This window comes from Flavivirga eckloniae, assembly GCF_002886045.1.
Taxonomy (GTDB): domain Bacteria; phylum Bacteroidota; class Bacteroidia; order Flavobacteriales; family Flavobacteriaceae; genus Flavivirga; species Flavivirga eckloniae.
The window spans coordinates 2,691,590-2,708,967 of record NZ_CP025791.1; the positions used below are offsets into that span (position 1 = coordinate 2,691,590).

At 34.4% G+C, this 17,378-nt stretch carries 12 protein-coding genes; 7 read left to right on the forward strand and 5 right to left on the reverse strand.

Annotated features, from left to right (window positions below; translation table 11 throughout):
- Positions 1 to 430: 430 nt before the first annotated feature.
- The 3 genes from C1H87_RS11000 to C1H87_RS11010 all read right to left on the reverse strand — a co-directional run bounded on the left by C1H87_RS11000 (position 431) and on the right by C1H87_RS11010 (position 3,856).
- Positions 431 to 2,458, reverse strand: coding sequence for an alpha/beta hydrolase family protein (locus tag C1H87_RS11000; RefSeq protein ID WP_102755856.1), 2,028 nt, complete (start codon positions 2,456 to 2,458; stop codon positions 431 to 433).
- A 143-nt stretch (positions 2,459 to 2,601) separates the two neighbouring features.
- A complete protein-coding gene (locus tag C1H87_RS11005; protein ID WP_102755857.1) occupies positions 2,602 to 3,141 on the reverse strand; it encodes a hypothetical protein in 540 nt (179 codons plus the stop codon).
- 58 nt (positions 3,142 to 3,199) lie between these two features.
- Positions 3,200 to 3,856, reverse strand: a complete 657-nt coding sequence (locus C1H87_RS11010; RefSeq protein WP_102755858.1) for a metal-dependent transcriptional regulator — start codon at positions 3,854 to 3,856, stop codon at positions 3,200 to 3,202.
- A 97-nt stretch (positions 3,857 to 3,953) separates the two neighbouring features.
- Between C1H87_RS11010 and C1H87_RS11015 the strand changes: the two genes are divergently transcribed.
- The 7 genes from C1H87_RS11015 to C1H87_RS11045 all read left to right on the forward strand — a co-directional run bounded on the left by C1H87_RS11015 (position 3,954) and on the right by C1H87_RS11045 (position 12,238).
- Positions 3,954 to 6,167 (forward strand): TonB-dependent receptor, encoded by a 2,214-nt coding sequence (locus tag C1H87_RS11015; RefSeq protein ID WP_102755859.1) that lies wholly within the window; start codon positions 3,954 to 3,956, stop codon positions 6,165 to 6,167.
- Between the two features lie 39 nt (positions 6,168 to 6,206).
- Complete coding sequence (locus tag C1H87_RS11020; RefSeq protein WP_102755860.1) at positions 6,207 to 7,118, forward strand: metal ABC transporter solute-binding protein, Zn/Mn family; 912 nt, start codon at positions 6,207 to 6,209, stop codon at positions 7,116 to 7,118.
- 153 nt (positions 7,119 to 7,271) lie between these two features.
- The gene (locus C1H87_RS11025; RefSeq protein ID WP_102755861.1) at positions 7,272 to 8,009 is read left to right on the forward strand and encodes a metal ABC transporter ATP-binding protein; all 738 of its coding nucleotides are present in this window, start codon (positions 7,272 to 7,274) and stop codon (positions 8,007 to 8,009) included.
- 137 nt (positions 8,010 to 8,146) lie between these two features.
- Positions 8,147 to 9,274 (forward strand): metal ABC transporter permease, encoded by a 1,128-nt coding sequence (locus C1H87_RS11030; protein WP_102755862.1) that lies wholly within the window; start codon positions 8,147 to 8,149, stop codon positions 9,272 to 9,274.
- Complete coding sequence (locus C1H87_RS11035; RefSeq protein ID WP_102755863.1) at positions 9,267 to 10,427, forward strand: metal ABC transporter permease; 1,161 nt, start codon at positions 9,267 to 9,269, stop codon at positions 10,425 to 10,427. Before C1H87_RS11030 ends, C1H87_RS11035 begins: the two co-directional genes overlap by 8 nt.
- A 209-nt stretch (positions 10,428 to 10,636) precedes the next feature.
- On the forward strand, positions 10,637 to 11,833 hold the full coding sequence (locus tag C1H87_RS11040) for a hypothetical protein (protein WP_102755864.1): 1,197 nt from the start codon (positions 10,637 to 10,639) through the stop codon (positions 11,831 to 11,833).
- A 45-nt stretch (positions 11,834 to 11,878) separates the two neighbouring features.
- Entirely contained in the window at positions 11,879 to 12,238 is a 360-nt protein-coding gene (locus tag C1H87_RS11045; protein ID WP_102755865.1) for a YraN family protein, read from the forward strand.
- Between the two features lie 83 nt (positions 12,239 to 12,321).
- On the opposite strand, the gene C1H87_RS11050 is transcribed toward C1H87_RS11045, so the two are convergent.
- Both C1H87_RS11050 and mfd read right to left on the reverse strand, forming a co-directional pair.
- Complete coding sequence (locus C1H87_RS11050) at positions 12,322 to 13,656, reverse strand: TlpA family protein disulfide reductase (RefSeq protein ID WP_233783434.1); 1,335 nt, start codon at positions 13,654 to 13,656, stop codon at positions 12,322 to 12,324.
- Between the two features lie 103 nt (positions 13,657 to 13,759).
- On the reverse strand, positions 13,760 to 17,095 hold the full coding sequence (gene mfd / locus C1H87_RS11055) for a transcription-repair coupling factor (protein ID WP_394337963.1): 3,336 nt from the start codon (positions 17,093 to 17,095) through the stop codon (positions 13,760 to 13,762).
- Between the last annotated feature and the right edge of the window lie 283 nt (positions 17,096 to 17,378).

Genomic DNA, 17,378 nt, shown 5'->3' on the forward strand with positions numbered 1-17,378 from the left:
TCGATTTAATATTTTTTGATTTTCAGTTAGTTAAGTTGAAAATACCCCTAGAGTCCCCTCAAAGGGACAATTTTACCGAGTGAGATTCCTCCCTCGAGGGAGGATTAAGGAGGGTATTTTTAAATACAAACTATTTTATAAGTCTAACAATAAGAACTTTACAATGAAGTTAAATCGAAATCACCTTCAATTTATTAATAAGTAAACACAAATTACTTATTTGTAAATAATTTATATTTAGAACCATTTGTGATAATTCGTGAAATTAGTGTCTGTCTTTGTTGAGTTATTATTTAATATGCAGTCATATTTATGGGTACACCTTAGCTGTCGGCAGACAGGGCCATCACCCACACCTCACATAGCCTAAACTATGAACAACTACAAATTAAAGCTTAATACTGCTGTTGTTTGAAAAAGCTACATCAATTTATTTATTATACTTGTTTAACCAAGCCAAAGTATGAGCCACTTTGCTAATTAAGTTACTAGGTTTTTTAGCTATCCCATGAGAAGCCTCAGGGATTTCAACCAATACCGTTTCTACCTTGCGTAATTTTAGTGCATGATATAATTGTTTCGCTTCACTAGGAGGCGTTCTTAAATCGTTCATACCCACCATAACCATCGTTGGTGTCTCAATATTTCCAACTAAAGAAATTGGAGAGAACTTCCAATAGTTTTCAAAATTCTCCCAGGGCTGTCCGGGATATCTGGTATTAGCATACCCATAATAATTATCTGCAACAAGTGTTTTACTAATCCAGTTCATAACTGGTTTTACTACTACCGAAGCTTTAAAACGGTTATTTTTTCCAATCATCCATGCCGCCATAATACCTCCAGCACTACCACCGGTAACAAACAATTTATCATTATCAACAATACCCTTTTCAACCAAATAATCCACCCCATCCATCACATCATTATAATCTTGTCCGGGGTAGTTATTAAGAAGCAGATTAGCAAATGCTTCACCATAACTTGTACTACCTCTCGGGTTCGGATAGAACACCACATAACCATCTGCAGCATACAGTTGAATTTCGGCAGTAAAACGATCTCCATAATTTAAAATAGGACCTCCATGGTTCTCCACCAATAAGGGATATTTTTTTGAAGGGTCGTAAAAAGGTGGTTTTACAATCCACCCTTGAATATCTCTACCATCGTAAGACGATTTATACCAAACCTCTTCTGTTTTTCCGAGTTCCCGATAACTTAGTAAGTCTGAGTTTAAATTAGTAATTAATTGAGGCGCTTTTTTAGTCCTAATCACAGCTACATCAGCAGGATATTCTGGTCTAGATTGTGTATAAGCCAAAGTTCCATTATTAGAAAATGAATATGATCCGGAAGCATAAGGTCTTCCTATAGTCGTTCCTCCCATATTGTCTGCCAACTTTGTAATTTTACCACCTGTTGTGATGTGGGCTATTTTAGAATTCCCTTTATCATCGTAAGTAAAATACAAGCCTTTTCCGGAATTATCCCAGGAGATATCCCTCACATTCCTATCTAGTTTATTAGATATGATATGTCGATTACCACCATCGCTATTCATTAAATGTAATACCGTGTTTTGATGGGCTTCCATTTTATCTTTATATCCTAAAAATGCGATCGTTTTTCCATCGGGTGATATTTTAGGAGAATGATCTGGTCCAATCTGTGTCGTTAACGCCGTAATGGTTTTTGAATCTACATTTACTTTATACACCTCACTATTTCTAAACTCGTACTCCCAATTGTCGCTTCTGTTTCCCGAGAAATAAATGTCTTTCCCATCTGGAGAAAAAGACAAACTACCTCTATGGTTATAATTTCCCGATGTTAATTGTCGTGGTGTACCACCTTCTGCCGAAATACTAAAAACATGTGTAAAACCAGGTGTCATATACCCCCTTCCGTCTGCTTCATGCTTTAATCTATCTGTAATCCTTGCTGGTTTTGCCCATTTGGCACCTTTTGGCTTAGCTGGCATTTTAACAACAACTGGGGCTTTTTCGGCAACAAACATCGTAAACGCTATATGTTTCCCATCTGGAGACCAACAAAGGTTTCCTGGAGATTTTTCTAAATGGGATAGTCTTGCAATTTGTCCAGAATCCGTCCAATACATATATAATTCCGAGCCTTCATTTGTAGCACTAACAAAAGCAATTCTATCTCCCGTCGGCGACCATCTAGCTTGCGATTCACTAACTTCCCTCGACGTTAGTTTTCGATGAGAAGACCCATCTACATTTAATATCCACAGATTTCCTTTCGAAGCATCTTTCATGATATCAAACCCGTTTCTTTTATAAACTATCTGGGTTCCATCTGGCGAAATTTGTGGATCTGATGCCCATTCCAACTCAAAAACATCTAAATACTGAAAAGGTTCTTTTTTAATTTGACCCAATGCCAGATTTGTAAATACAACAGAAAACAAAAAAACAATAACGCGATTCATATGTAACTTTTTAATTAAGCTGAAAGTTAATAATTATAACTTTCAATTTTACAACAATAGCTTAAGTTATAACGTTTTTTAACTAAAAAGTTTTTAGAATAGACTTGCTTACAGATACGGTTAGTACATGCGATTGGAAGAACCTACTTTCTAAACAAAGCATCTAAGTAGTTTTGAGTGCTCAAATATTCAACCCTTAAATGTCGCAGATAATTCATAACAGCATTCCTATGAATATTATCAGGCTTTAAACAGTCTTCCATATTAGCATTAGAAACTGTAATAGCCAAATACCTGTTCCCATTTCTTGAAATATAATCTTCACCTAATACGGGAGCATCTTCTCCTTGATTTAACTTTGAATCTATCAAAAATGGCAAAAGCATTAATACCTTATGTTGAATTTCAATTTCATAAAACGAAAAATAGAATAATTCTCCGTCAATTTCAAAAGGTACATTCGACTCCACATCTAAATGTAATCGTTCATATTTAGTATTAACATAGTTGTAAAATTCGTTGGCATCTTTAGGGTCTTCAAAAATAAAAGCATGCTCCTTAGGCAATTTTCTTTTAAACTTTTTTGCAACCATAACCTTATCGGTTTTAATAGATGGTGCTATCCTTAAAGGAATACATGAAAAACATAATAAAACAGAGAAAAGGGGCACTAATAGTTTCATAGTTAAATTTTTAACTATGTACCAACAATTATACCAACGAACAAATTACAGTTTGGTTTTAAGAAATTTTTACGAATAGGTTATTCGCAATCATATTAGATATAATAAACTCTTTAGTGTTTACTTTTATAGTTACTGAATTATCAAACGGTTCTTTATGTAGAACATTCAATTCGGTTCCCAAAGCGATATTATTCTTATCTAAATACTTTAAAAATTCGGATGAAGAATCTTTAACACCAACACAAATACAATGATCTCCGGTTTCGGCTTGCGATAAAAGAATCTTATCTATTTTTTTAATTTTTCCTGTTTCATCCGGAATTGGATCGCCATGCGGATCGTGCGTTGGGTGCTCCAGAAAGGCATCTAACTGACTAATTAGCTTTTTAGATTTTATATGTTCTAACTGCTCGGCTACCTCATGGACTTCATCCCATGAAAAGTTTAATTTCTCTACTAAAAAAACTTCCCATAATCTGTGCTTTCTAACAATATTAGCGGCAACCTCTTTCCCTTTTTTAGTTAAAGTAACCCCTTGATATTTTTTATAATCGACATATCTTTTTTCAGAAAGCTTCTTAACCATATCGGTTACAGACGATGCCTTTGTTTCCATTTCTTTAGCAATAGCATTTGTGCTTACATTATTAGCACCGTACTTCCCTAAGTGATAAATAGCCTTAATATAGTTTTCTTCCGTAAGGGTAATCATAGTTAAAATATATATTAACAAATATAGAATAATTATAACATTAAAATAATTTTTAGATTAATCTAAAAATATATTTATATTTGCATAAAATAATTTTATGAACCACCTTACACTTTTATTTAGCCTTTTAAGTTTTACTGCGTTTGCTCAAACTATAACAGGCAGAACAACATCAAACAACACGGCGCTACCTTACGTAAACGTGTATTTAAAAGGTGGTGAACAAGGTGCGGTGTCTAAAGACGATGGTTCATTTAACATAAAGCATGTAAAAGCTGGGACATATACTATTATAGCTTCATTTACCGGATATCAAACTCAGAAAAAAACAATCACAATTTCTTCAAATAATACAGTTGTTAATTTTGATTTACCAGAAACAGAACTTTTAGAGGAAGTCGTAATTTCTGGGACTTTAAAAGCGGTATCTCGTTTAGAAAGTCCTGTACCAGTTGAAGTATACTCCCCTGCATTTTTAAAGAAAAACCCAACCCCAAATATTTTTGAAGCCTTACAAAATGTAAACGGTGTGCGCCCACAAATTAATTGTAATGTTTGTAACACAGGCGATATTCATATTAACGGTTTAGAAGGACCTTATACGCTTGTACTTATAGATGGCATGCCTATTGTAAGTGGGCTATCTACAGTATATGGTCTTTCTGGAATACCAAACTCTTTAATCGAACAAATCGAAATTGTAAAAGGTCCAGCCTCTTCTCTTTATGGGAGCGAAGCCGTTGGAGGGCTTATAAATGTTATAACAAAGCTTCCGGAAAATGCCCCAAGGTTTTTTGCAGATAGTTATGTAACTGGGTGGGGAGAAGTCAATTTAGATTTGGGTTTTAAGGCCAAGGTAGGCGATAAAGCCCATTTACTTATGGGTACAAATTATTTTAACTATAATAATCCGATAGATAATAACGGAGACAATTTCACCGATTTAACACTTCAAGATAGAATCTCTGTGTTTCAAAAATGGGACTTTAAACGCAACAATAACAGGGTTATGTCTTTAGCAGGTCGTTATTTTTATGAGGATAGATGGGGTGGCGAAATGCAATGGAATCCGTCATTTAGAGGTGGTAGTGACGTTTACGGGGAAAGCATCTACACGAGTCGTTTCGAAATTTTAGGAAAATATCAATTACCTGTTGAAGAAAAGATGCTTCTTCAAGTTTCTTATACAGATCATGATCAAAATTCAGTATATGGTAACACGCCCTACTTAGCACAGCAACGTATTGGTTTCGGTCAATTAACTTGGGACAAACCACTTGAAAATCATGATTTATTATTTGGTGTTGCTGCCAGATATAACTTTTATAACGACAATACCCCTGCTACAGTAACAGCGGACGAAGTGACCATTCCTTCGATTTTTGCTCAAGATGAAATTAAGCTTAACGATAAAAACACATTGTTATTAGGTGCACGATATGATTACGATAAAAGACATGGTAATATATTCACCCCAAGAATTGCTTACAAATTCAAACCCACTACCGATGATATTTTTCGCATTAACGCCGGAACAGGGTTTAGAGTGGTTAATATTTTCACCGAAGAACATGCTGCTCTTACAGGAGCCCGAGACGTTATAATTCCAGAAGAGTTAAAACCAGAGCGTTCCTATAATGTTAATGTTAATTACCTTAGAAAGTTCTATACCAAATCTGGCGCTATAATTGGTTTAGATGCCTCTGCGTGGTACACCTATTTTACCAATTTGATCTTACCCGATTACGATACCAATCCTAACGAAATTATATACGACAATTTAGATGGTAAAGCTATAACAAAAGGAATAAGTGTAAATGTAGACGCCATGATTGCGAGTGGTATTAAGGTACTCGTCGGGGCTACGATGCAAGATGTTTCCCAAACCGAAAATGGTATAAAGCAACGTCAAATTTTAACCGAACGTTTTACAGGAACATGGGCAGCTTCCTATAAAAACTATAAATACAACCTAACGCTAGATTATACAGGAAATATTTATGGCCCTATGCGATTACCCTTATTGGGTGATGCAGATCCACGAAGTGAATATTCGCCAACATGGAGCATTCAAAATATTCAATTAACTTACGACGGATTAAGTAATTTAGAAATTTATGGGGGTGTAAAAAACCTGTTGGATTGGACACCAAATAAAGGCAACCCATTTATTATCTCAAGAGCCCACGATCCGTTTGATAAAACTTTAGATGTGAACGATCCTAATGACCTACCTTTCGACCCTTCGTATGTTTATGCGCCAAACCAAGGCATTCGCCTGTTTTTTGGGCTACGCTATTCATTTAAATAATTATGAGCTTTTTAGTAAATTCACACCAAAATTAAATCCATGAAAAAATATGCCTCCATACTGTTAATCTGCTTCATCTTTTTCAACTGTAAAAGCGATAAAAAAGAGAACGGTAAATTCAACGTTGTTACAACAACAACCATGATTACGGATTTAGTTACTAATATTGGGGGCGACCTCATCAATATTCAAGGCTTAATGGGTAGTGGTGTCGATCCACATTTATATAAAGCCAGTGAAGGCGATGTAACAAAGCTGGCTAATGCCGATATTATCTTTTACAATGGCTTGCATTTAGAAGGTAAATTAGTGGAAGTATTCGAAAAAATGCACAGTCAAAAAACCAAAACCATTGCTGTTTCTGATGCCTTGGATAAAAACACGTTGATTGGCTCTGATTATTTTGCATCTAATTACGATCCGCATATTTGGTTTGATATAGATTATTGGATACAAGCCACTCAATTTGTGGTTAAAAAACTATCAGACGCTATTCCAGAACAAAAAGCAGCTTTTGAAACCAATGGCGCCAATTATATAAAAAAACTAAAAGCCCTAAAAACCAAATTAACAGCTACTATTGAGTCACTTCCAGAAGAAAAACGCATTTTGGTAACTGCTCATGATGCCTTTAATTATTTCGGAAAGTCATTTAAATTTGAAGTTGTTGGTTTACAAGGATTATCTACCGCTACCGAAGCCGGTGTTCAAGATGTTCAAAAACTATCGGCTTTTATCATAGAAAGGAATGTAAACGCTATTTTTGTAGAAAGTTCGGTTCCTAAACGTACCATAGAAGCATTGCAGGCTGCTGTAAATTCCAAAGGACATCAGGTTTCTATTGGAGGTTCCTTATACTCGGATGCACTTGGAAACGCTGGGACAGTAGAAGGCACATACATTGGTATGTTTGAGTATAATGTAAATACGATCGTTAATGCGCTTAAATAAGCCAGCAGTATTCAGTTACAGTTTGCAGTGTTTACTCAAACGTAAAAAACGAGTACCTAAAAATAATCTTGAAAAGGATTCCTTCCTTATTTTAGGGAAGGTGAATTCAGCTTAAAAAAGCTGAATTCGGAAGGGTAAAATGGAAACAAAAAAATGAAACAAAACATCGCCGTAAAAGTAGACGATTTAACGGTTGCATATAACTACAAGCCGGTACTTTGGGATATCGATTTAGAAATTCCTGAAGGTGTGCTTATGGCTATTGTAGGGCCGAATGGTGCGGGAAAATCTACACTTATAAAATCAATCCTTGGCATTTTAAATCCTATTGCAGGGAGCGTTAGTATTTATGGCAAATCTTATGAGAAACAACGTGCGTTAGTTGCTTATGTGCCTCAAAAAGGAAGTGTAGATTGGGATTTTCCAACAACGGCTTTGGATGTGGTGATGATGGGAACATACGGTAGTTTGGGTTGGATAAAACGCCCCGGACAAAAACAAAAAAAGATAGCTCTTGAAGCGTTAGAAAAGGTGGGCATGCTGCCTTTTAAAAACAGGCAAATAAGTCAGCTTTCTGGCGGACAGCAGCAACGTATCTTCCTAGCTAGAGCTTTAGTACAGGATGCATCCATTTATTTTATGGATGAACCATTTCAAGGGGTAGATGCCACCACCGAAATTGCCATTATTAATATTTTAAAAGAATTAAGAAAAGCGAATAAAACAGTTATCGTTGTACACCACGATTTACAAACAGTTCCGGAGTATTTCGACTGGGTAACCTTTTTAAATGTAAAGAAAATTGCCACGGGTCCGGTTAAAGACATCTTTAATGATGATAACTTAACAAAAACCTATGGTATTAATTATAAGGTTAGTATACAAGAATAAGATAAGTATACAGTTTGCAGTTGCAACAGGCAGTACTTACTCGACGTGAATAAAAAATGACAGCTTGAAAAGCAACTTGTCATTCTGAACAAAGTGAAAAACCTCAAAAGAAGGCTTTATAATATGAAAGGCTTTAAATGGATATAACAGAATACATAAAGCTAGTTTTTACAGACTACACCCTAAGAACCATTACCCTTGGTACTGCAATCCTTGGTGGTGTAACTGGTATGCTGGGAAGCTTTGCTGTATTACGAAAACAAAGTCTTTTAGGTGATGCTATTTCTCATGCTGCTCTACCTGGAATTGCTATTGCCTTTTTAATTACTGGAGCAAAAGATAGCAATGTTTTATTATTAGGTGCTCTGATAAGTGGTCTTATTGGTACATTTTGGATTCGTGGCATTATAAGCAAAACACATCTAAAATCAGATACGGCTTTAGGGCTTATCTTATCGCTATTTTTTGGTTTTGGAATGCTTCTGCTCACCTTCATTCAAAAACAACCCAATGCTAATCAAGCTGGGTTGGATAAATATTTATTCGGACAGGCGGCCACTCTAGTAGAAAGTGATGTTTGGCTTATGGCTATAGTAACCAGTATTTGCCTTATCGTATTATTGCTCTTTTGGAAAGAATTTAAAATTCTTCTTTTTGATGCCGACTACACTAAAACACTTGGTTTCAATACCAAGTTTATTGATATTTTAATTACCACATTTATCGTATTAGCTATTGTATTAGGCTTGCAAACCGTTGGTGTTGTACTTATGAGTGCTATGCTCTTAGCTCCTGCTGCCGCTGCTCGACAATGGACGAATAGCTTAGGAATCATGGTCATTCTCTCTGCTATATTTGGAGCCTTTTCTGGTGTTTTTGGAACTGCTATTAGTGCCAGTCAAAACAATCTATCAACAGGTCCTGTAATTGTTATTGTTGCCGGAGTATTTGTCCTGATTTCTTTTATATTTTCACCTAGTAGAGGTTTATTGTTTAAACAAATTAGGTTTATAAAAAACCGTCGTGATCTGCAATTGCATAAAACTTTAGCTTTTATGCATCACATTGCTAAAACACACGAAAATATTTCACATCCACATACTATTAAAATACTCAATAATTTTCAAGGGTATACACGTTCTACACTTCAGAAGTTGGTAAATAAAAACTATGTAACATTGAACGGAAACATGTGGAGCCTAACGGAAGAAGGCTTTAAAACAGCCGCTAATTTATACAATCAACAATCTGAAAATAATGAGTAGCGCACAGATAGAAATACAACTTATTGCCAGTTTAGTTGCCGTTGCTTGCGCCATTCCGGGTACGTTTTTAGTTCTGCGAAAAATGGCAATGATTAGCGATGCTATTAGCCATTCTATTTTACCCGGTATTGTTATTGGTTTTTTTATTACTCAAGATTTAAACTCACCGTTGTTAATTCTTTTGGCAGCGTTAACGGGTATTATTACAGTGATTTTGGTAGAATATATTCAAAAAACTGGGCTGGTAAAGGAAGATACTGCCATTGGCTTAGTATTTCCTGTATTGTTTAGTATTGGTGTTATTTTAATTGCCAAAAACGCCAATGATGTTCATTTAGATGTAGATGCTGTACTGTTAGGCGAATTGGCTTTTGCTCCTTTTGATAGGTTGTTCATTGCCGGAGTAGATGTTGGTCCAAAATCGTTATGGATTATTGGCTGTATTTTATTAATCACTTTCGGATTGTTATTTGCGTTCTTTAAAGAACTTAAATTAAGCACTTTTGATGCTGGTTTATCTGCTTCTCTAGGGTTTTCACCTGCGGTACTTCATTATGGTCTTATGACGGTTTCTTCGGTTACAACTGTTGGGGCTTTTGATGCTGTTGGGGCTATTTTAGTGGTTGCTTTAATGATTGCTCCCGCTGCTACTGCCTATTTGCTTACCACCAATTTAAAACGCATGCTTGCTTATGCTATTTGCTTTGGTGTATTTAGCGCTATTTCGGGTTATTGGGTGGCGCATTGGTTAGATGCTTCCATTGCAGGTTCTATCACGACTATGTTGGGCTTACTATTTTTAATAGTTTACTTATTTGCTCCAAACAAAGGTGTTATTGCTGTACTTTACCGTGAAAAACAACAACGCACAGAAGTATCCTTACTTACCTTTTTATTGCATTTAAGGAACCATAACGAAGAAGAGGAACGTCATGTAAATCACCTTAACGAACATATTAATTGGCAAAAGGTTCGTTCTAAAACGGTACTGGATTTAGCACTCAAAAACAATATGATTCTTATTAATAATGACATCGTATCATTAACAAAAAAAGGAACCGATTTCACATCTCAAGCTATCGATTATATTATTACCAACGAAGACTCCAAAATTGAACATATGAAGGATGATTTCTTCTTGTTTAGGGGATGATGTCATTCAGAATGACTTGTGCTGAGCGGAACCGAAGCAAGCGAACCTGCCGGCAGGCATGGAATCTCTTAATCTTAGTTGCCCACCCTACTAGATTCTTCAGTCGTTCCTCCCTGTCTGCCGACAGACAGGCTTATGAATGACAGAACGAAGCTTTTTGGCAAGTTTGGTATCTTTATTGTGGCTAAAGATTAAACCCTTTGGCTATTATGAAAAAAAACTTCTTGATTTTAGCTTCCATCGTCTTTCTTTTTTCTTGTGATAAAAAAGAAAAGTATCAAGGAAAATGGACTAATAGTTATTTAAAACCTAGTTATTATTATAATGAAGCCAAAAGTATTGTTATTGAAAACGATTCTATAAAGTTTAATTATACTTATTTTGATTTTTGGAATAAATATCCACTAAAAATCGAAAAAGAAAAATTTAAATTCAATAATATAACTATCAGTGCATTAGTCGAAGAAGACACATTGACTCTAAATGATTCCATTTATCTTTTAAAAAATTATCACGACACTTTATATTGGGTTAAACCATTATTAAAAATTGATCTACCTAAAGTTTCAGAATTAACTAAAACTACTAAAAAAAATAATGATTTAATAAATTATGTTTATTATGGAAAAAGGTTAGATAATGGAAAACCCTGCTTACAACTAAATGATAAATATGCTGAAATAAATGAATTACCTGAATTTTTGAGTTATTCAAGAGGCAGTAGAAGAGAAGAATTAACTCCTTTTCATTCTACTTTTCTATTTATTGACAAGACAATTCCCATGAAATTTATTGAAGATATTTTTTATAATTTAAAAATTGTTAATCAATTAAAAGTTTGTTTTATAAATAACATACACTTAATGTACAATGACTCAATTGGGTTTTATTATAATTACGAGAAGTTAACAAAAAAATTACCTCCCTTTCGAGAAGATGACAACTATAGTACCAACACTTCTACTAGTAGTTATAACATCCCTCCTACACTCCTTTTTTACTATCCTTTTTTTGACGATTTTACACCTAAAGCAAAATTTATACTCCTAAAAAAAGATAAAATTTATTATAATAATAAAACCATTAACCTTTCCGATTTAAAACCACTTATAAAACCATGGGTTAAAAATAATGACGTAATATTCAGTCTTTATGATTTACAATCTACTTATGGCAGTTTTTTAGAAATGAATGCCATTATTAATTCTGTTTATAATGAGGCTAGAAAAAATCAAGCTCTACTTAAATTCAATAAAAAACTCCACCAATTAAGCCGTGAAGAAATGACTGAAATTAAAATGAAAATTCGCATGTATCATACCTGGAGTTTTTCTATTCCTCATTATAATACTATAGTCGAAAACAATAATTCATTTTTTGGGCTAGAAGTCAATTCTATTAATTAAATTGTAATCCTAACATGGGATTCCTGCCTCCGCAGGAAGTTAAATATGGCAAAACACAACGAACTAGGAAAAAAAGGTGAGCAATTAGCAGTCGATTTTTTATTGGAAAAAGGTTATGATATTGTCGAGCGTAATTACCGTTTTGATAAAGCTGAAGTTGATATTATTGCTCAACAAAAAGACACGCTAGCTATTATTGAAGTTAAAACACGTTCGACAAATGATTTTGGCAATCCGCAGGATTTTGTAAAACCAAAACAAATTCAACGCTTAGTAAAGGCTGTTGACGAATATGTAAATGTGAATAATTTAGAAGTTGAAGTCCGTTTTGACATTATAGCCATCGTAAAAGAAGGAACTGGTTTCAATATTGAGCATTTGGAAGACGCTTTTTATCATTTTTGACATTCAATGTCATCCTGAACTTGTTTCAGGATCTCATAAATTCAGCAGATAACCACGTCGTTACGCTCCTCGTTATGACAAAACTAGTCTTTCTCAAAAAACAATTTTAAAGCTCCAAAGTCTTCTGGTTTCGATATGATGTGCTTGTCCTTATCCAGTACAAAATAGGTTGGTGTTGCAGTAACTCCATAATCATTACCAATTTCATTATCCCATTTACCTTCTCCATAAACATGAATGAATTCTGGATACTTAGCTTTTAACTCTTTCCATTTTAACGCATCATTTTCTAAGGCTATAGCTATAACCTGAACTTTTCCTTTTTCTTTAACCTTAATATAGGCTTGTAATTGCGGAACCTCATCTAAACAATGCGAACACGTGCTACTCCAAAATACAAGAATATAACGCTCTGCTAAATCTAACGTACTTAACTTTTTAGTAAGTGTTTTTTTGTTTTTTTCTATTTCTAAAGAAAAATCCGGTGCCTCACTACCTAATGAAAGGTTTTTAAACAGCATTAAACCGTGCAAAAGTTCTTGGTCGTTTAATGATACTGCGATGTCCATTAAATAGGCTTCTGCTATGTAATTGGCAACACTCTCAAAGTTTAGATCTGCCATTTGTTGCCATAGGCTAACCAATAAAATTCTTTTAACTTTTATTGGTGCTTTTTTCATAGCTGTATAAAACACATCTATGCTTTTCTTATAACTGGTTATTTCATCTACCGGGTTAAACGATACGCCAAAAACATAATTAAGCATGCGTTCCTCTAAAAAACTAGAGCTTTGAAGTGTTTCATTATTAAAATCTACATAATCGAAATAATGTTTCTTCAAGTTGCTTACATACGTTTCAACATCTTTAAATTTCTTAGGTACGTATGGCTTATTGGCTTTTATAAAACTGAGCGCAATTGTGCTTTTTGCAGCAGCTTCATAATTAGATTGTGTTTCTTCCTGGGTTTTAAAAATAGCTTTTAAAGCCAGTGTATCTTCACTTTTTTGTCTGAAATAATTTCCGATACTCTGCGTAACCATAGACATACTATCGGTATAAGATGTCAATAATTTGTTTTCTATCGATTTTTTAAACTTAACGCCTGTTTCAGAATTAAACGTAAGTGCTATATCTTCTTTTCCGTTATAAATAACATCAAAATTATAATCTTCTTGAGGTATGGCATAAACAATTCTGTAAATCCCTTTGGTTGCGGTAGAATCTAACTGAAACTGAAAACTACCGTCTTCTTCTACTTTTACATTTGCGATATACTCGGAAACTGTTGGGGTTACCCTATACAACAAAGCCACTTCATACTCTTTCGCTGGCGAAAATTTACCATCAATTGTGTGCTGGGCAATAAGAATGCTTGGTAATAAAACGGTTAAAAAAAATAAGCGATTCAAAATCATACTTTATTTAGGTTCCTATTGTTACTGAAACAACTCTGGAATACTATTTTTATACAAAACCCTGATATTCTGCATCAAGGTGTTTTTTTTAATTAGACAATAACTAAGCCACGATTGGCTTTAATACTTTTAGTGCTTGCTCTACCGATTTTACATTATCGAACGAAAGCATTAAACGCAATCCGTTTCGGGTTTGTTTTTCTTTCATTTTACAATCGTTCGGATGTGTTTGAACAAACTTTAAAACTTTTGTAAAGTTACTACTTTGATAGAAACTGCTTTGCTGATCATTAATAAAATAACCTATAAATTTTCCTTGTTTCATAATAACTTTTTCGAAGCCTATTTTAGTAGCTATCCACTTAATTTGGACACTATTTAACAAATCGGTCACTTGCTCTGGTAATTCCCCAAAACGATCTAATAACTCCGACTTAAAAATACTTAACTCTTCTTCTGTTTTTAAATTATTAAGTTGTGTGTATAAGTTTAGTCGCTCTGCAATGTTATTAACGTAATTATCTGGGAAGAGTAATTCAAAATCGGTATCGATCGTTACTTCTTTTACATAAACCTTATCTTCTTCATCTTCATTATACAAGTCTTTAAACTCATTTTCTTTAAGTTCTTCTATGGCTTCATTTAATATTTTTTGATAGGTGTCAAATCCTATTTCGTTTATAAAGCCACTTTGTTCACCCCCAAGTAAATCCCCCGCTCCGCGAATCTCTAAATCCTTCATGGCTATGTTAAAGCCACTTCCCAGTTCGGTAAACTGTTCTAGAGCAGTAATACGCTTTCTGGCATCATCGGTCATAGCAGAATATTCTGGTGTAATAAAATAACAAAATGCTTTTTTATTACTTCGTCCTACACGTCCTCGCATTTGATGCAAATCACTTAATCCAAAGTTATTCGCATTATTAATAAAAATAGTATTGGCATTTGGTACGTCAAGTCCGCTTTCAACTATAGTCGTACTAACCAAAACATCAAAGGCACCATCCATAAATGCCAACATAAGTTGTTCTAATTTTTTTCCGTCCAATTGTCCATGTCCTATACCAATTTTAGCATCTGGCACCAAACGCTGGATCATGCCTGCTACTTCTTTAATATTTTCAATACGGTTATGGATAAAAAATATTTGTCCGCCACGTTCAATTTCATAACTAACGGCATCACGAATAGCATCTTCATTGAAACGAATGACATGACTTTCTATTGGATAACGGTTTGGAGGCGGTGTTGTTATAACCGATAAATCCCTGGCCGCCATTAAACTAAACTGAAGTGTTCTAGGTATTGGTGTTGCGGTAAGTGTTAATACATCAACATTATCTTTTATAGTTTTTAGTTTTTCCTTTACGGCTACTCCAAACTTTTGCTCTTCATCAACAACGAGCAACCCTAAATCTTTAAACTTTACGTTTTTATTTACGAGTTGATGTGTTCCTATAATAATATCTACAGTTCCTTTTTCTAACCCTTCTAGGGTTTCTCTTTTCTCCTTACCTGTTCTAAATCGGTTTACATAATCTACCGTTACGGGAAAATCCTTTAATCGCCCCCTAAACGTTCTATAATGCTGATATGCCAATATAGTTGTTGGCACTAAAACTGCAACTTGTTTACCGTTATCGACCGCCTTGAATGCTGCACGAATAGCGACTTCTGTTTTACCAAAACCAACATCGCCACAAACCAGTCTGTCCATTGGGCGCTCGCTTTCCATATCGGCTTTAATATCTGCAGTAGCTGTACTTTGATCTGGTGTGTCTTCGTAAATAAAGGAGGCTTCCAACTCATGTTGCATGTAGCTATCTGGGTTGTACTGGTAACCCTTCTCTGTTTTACGTTTCGCGTATAATTTTATCAGGTTAAATGCCACATGTTTTACACGGGCTTTGGTTTTCTGTTTTAAGGTTTTCCAGGCATTGCTACCTAGTTTATATATTTTAGGTGGTTTCCCATCTTTACCATTAAATTTGGTGATTTTGTGTAACGAGTGAATGCTTAAATACAGTACGTCCCGTTCACCATAAACCAATTTTATAGCTTCTTGTTTTTTACCTTCTACATCTATTTTTTGTAAACCTCCAAAACGCCCAATACCATGATCGATATGGGTTACATAATCGCCAATATCTAAATTAGTAAGTTCTTTTAGTGTTATAGCTTGCTTTTTAGCATAACCGCTTTTAAGATGAAATTTATGATAACGCTCAAAAATTTGATGATCTGTATAGCATACAATTTTATTATCATGATCTATAAACCCTTGGTGTAAGGACAAAACAATTGTTTTATAATGTACCTCATCATCTATACTTTTATCTGCACTAATATCTTCGAAAATATCATGAAAACGTTTCGCTTGTTGCTCGCTAACGCATGCTATATAGTTGGTAAATCCTTTGTTATGATTTGCAATTAAATCCTCTATTAAAAGATTGAATTGTTTATTGAATGATGGCTGTGGTTTAGTATTAAATTCAATAGAGAGAGATGTATCTTTTGCACTCGACATAGTAGTAGAACTACCAAACTCAATAATTGAAAAATTTAATAATTGTTCTTTTAATAGTTGTGAATTACAGAACAGTTCGTTTGGCTCGGCGTGTTTAATATCTTTTGAAAGCGTTTTGAACGCTTCTTCCGCTTTACCGTAAAAATCATCGATTCTTGAAAAGAGTAAATCGACATTTTTTAGGCATATTACTGTTTTCTGAGCAATGTATTTAAAAAAACTTTGTCGCTTTTCTTCCAGAAACTTGTTAGCTACATTAGGAATAATGTTAATCTTTTTAATTTGGTCTATAGACAGTTGTGTTTCTACATCGAAGGTTCGAATACTATCTACTTCATCTCCAAAAAACTCAATTCTAAACGGTTCGTCGTGCGAAAACGAAAATACATCTACTATCCCACCTCGTACCGAAAACTCTCCTGGCTCTGATACAAAATCGACACGTTTAAATTGATATTCGAACAAGACTTCGTTTACAAAGTCTATAGACAAATTATCGCCAACTCCTACTTTTAACGTATTCCGCTCCAGCTCCTTTCTAGTGACTACTTTTTCGAAAAGCGCATCTGGATAAGTAACTATTATTGCCGGTTTTTTCTGTGAGTTTATGCGGTTTAAAACCTCTGCCCGTAACAATACATTCGCATTATCGGTTTCTTCTATTTGGTATGGTCTACGGTAGCTTCCTGGATAGAACAATACATCTTTATCTCCGCAAAGCTGTTCTAGGTCGTTTAAATAAAATGCCGCTTCTTCTTTATCGTTAAAAACAAGCAAAAATGGTTTGTCTGCTTGTTTAAAAATACTCGAAATTACGAATGAAAATGAAGAACCAACAAGTCCTTTTAAATGCAGTTTAGGTTTGTCTTGAGAATGAGTTTGGGCAATAGTTGTCTGCAGATTTTGCATTTGCAAAGTCTGTTCGTAGGTTTTAGCGATCATGATTTCACTCACGTAATGTTTTATTTAATAAAATCACAAATATAGTGCTTACTCTGTTTTTTATGTTAATTATAAATAAAATTTACACCTTTTCAAGGTTGTAATTTACTGTTATACACTTGTTAACTCTTAGGAAATAAAGTTTAACCTTTTCTTAAAACGGCGCTCTTCTATATTTTAAAGCGCTTCCAAGGTCTATCCACAACCACTTCCCGCTTACTAATCACCTAAGAAAATACTTTTTTGCTTA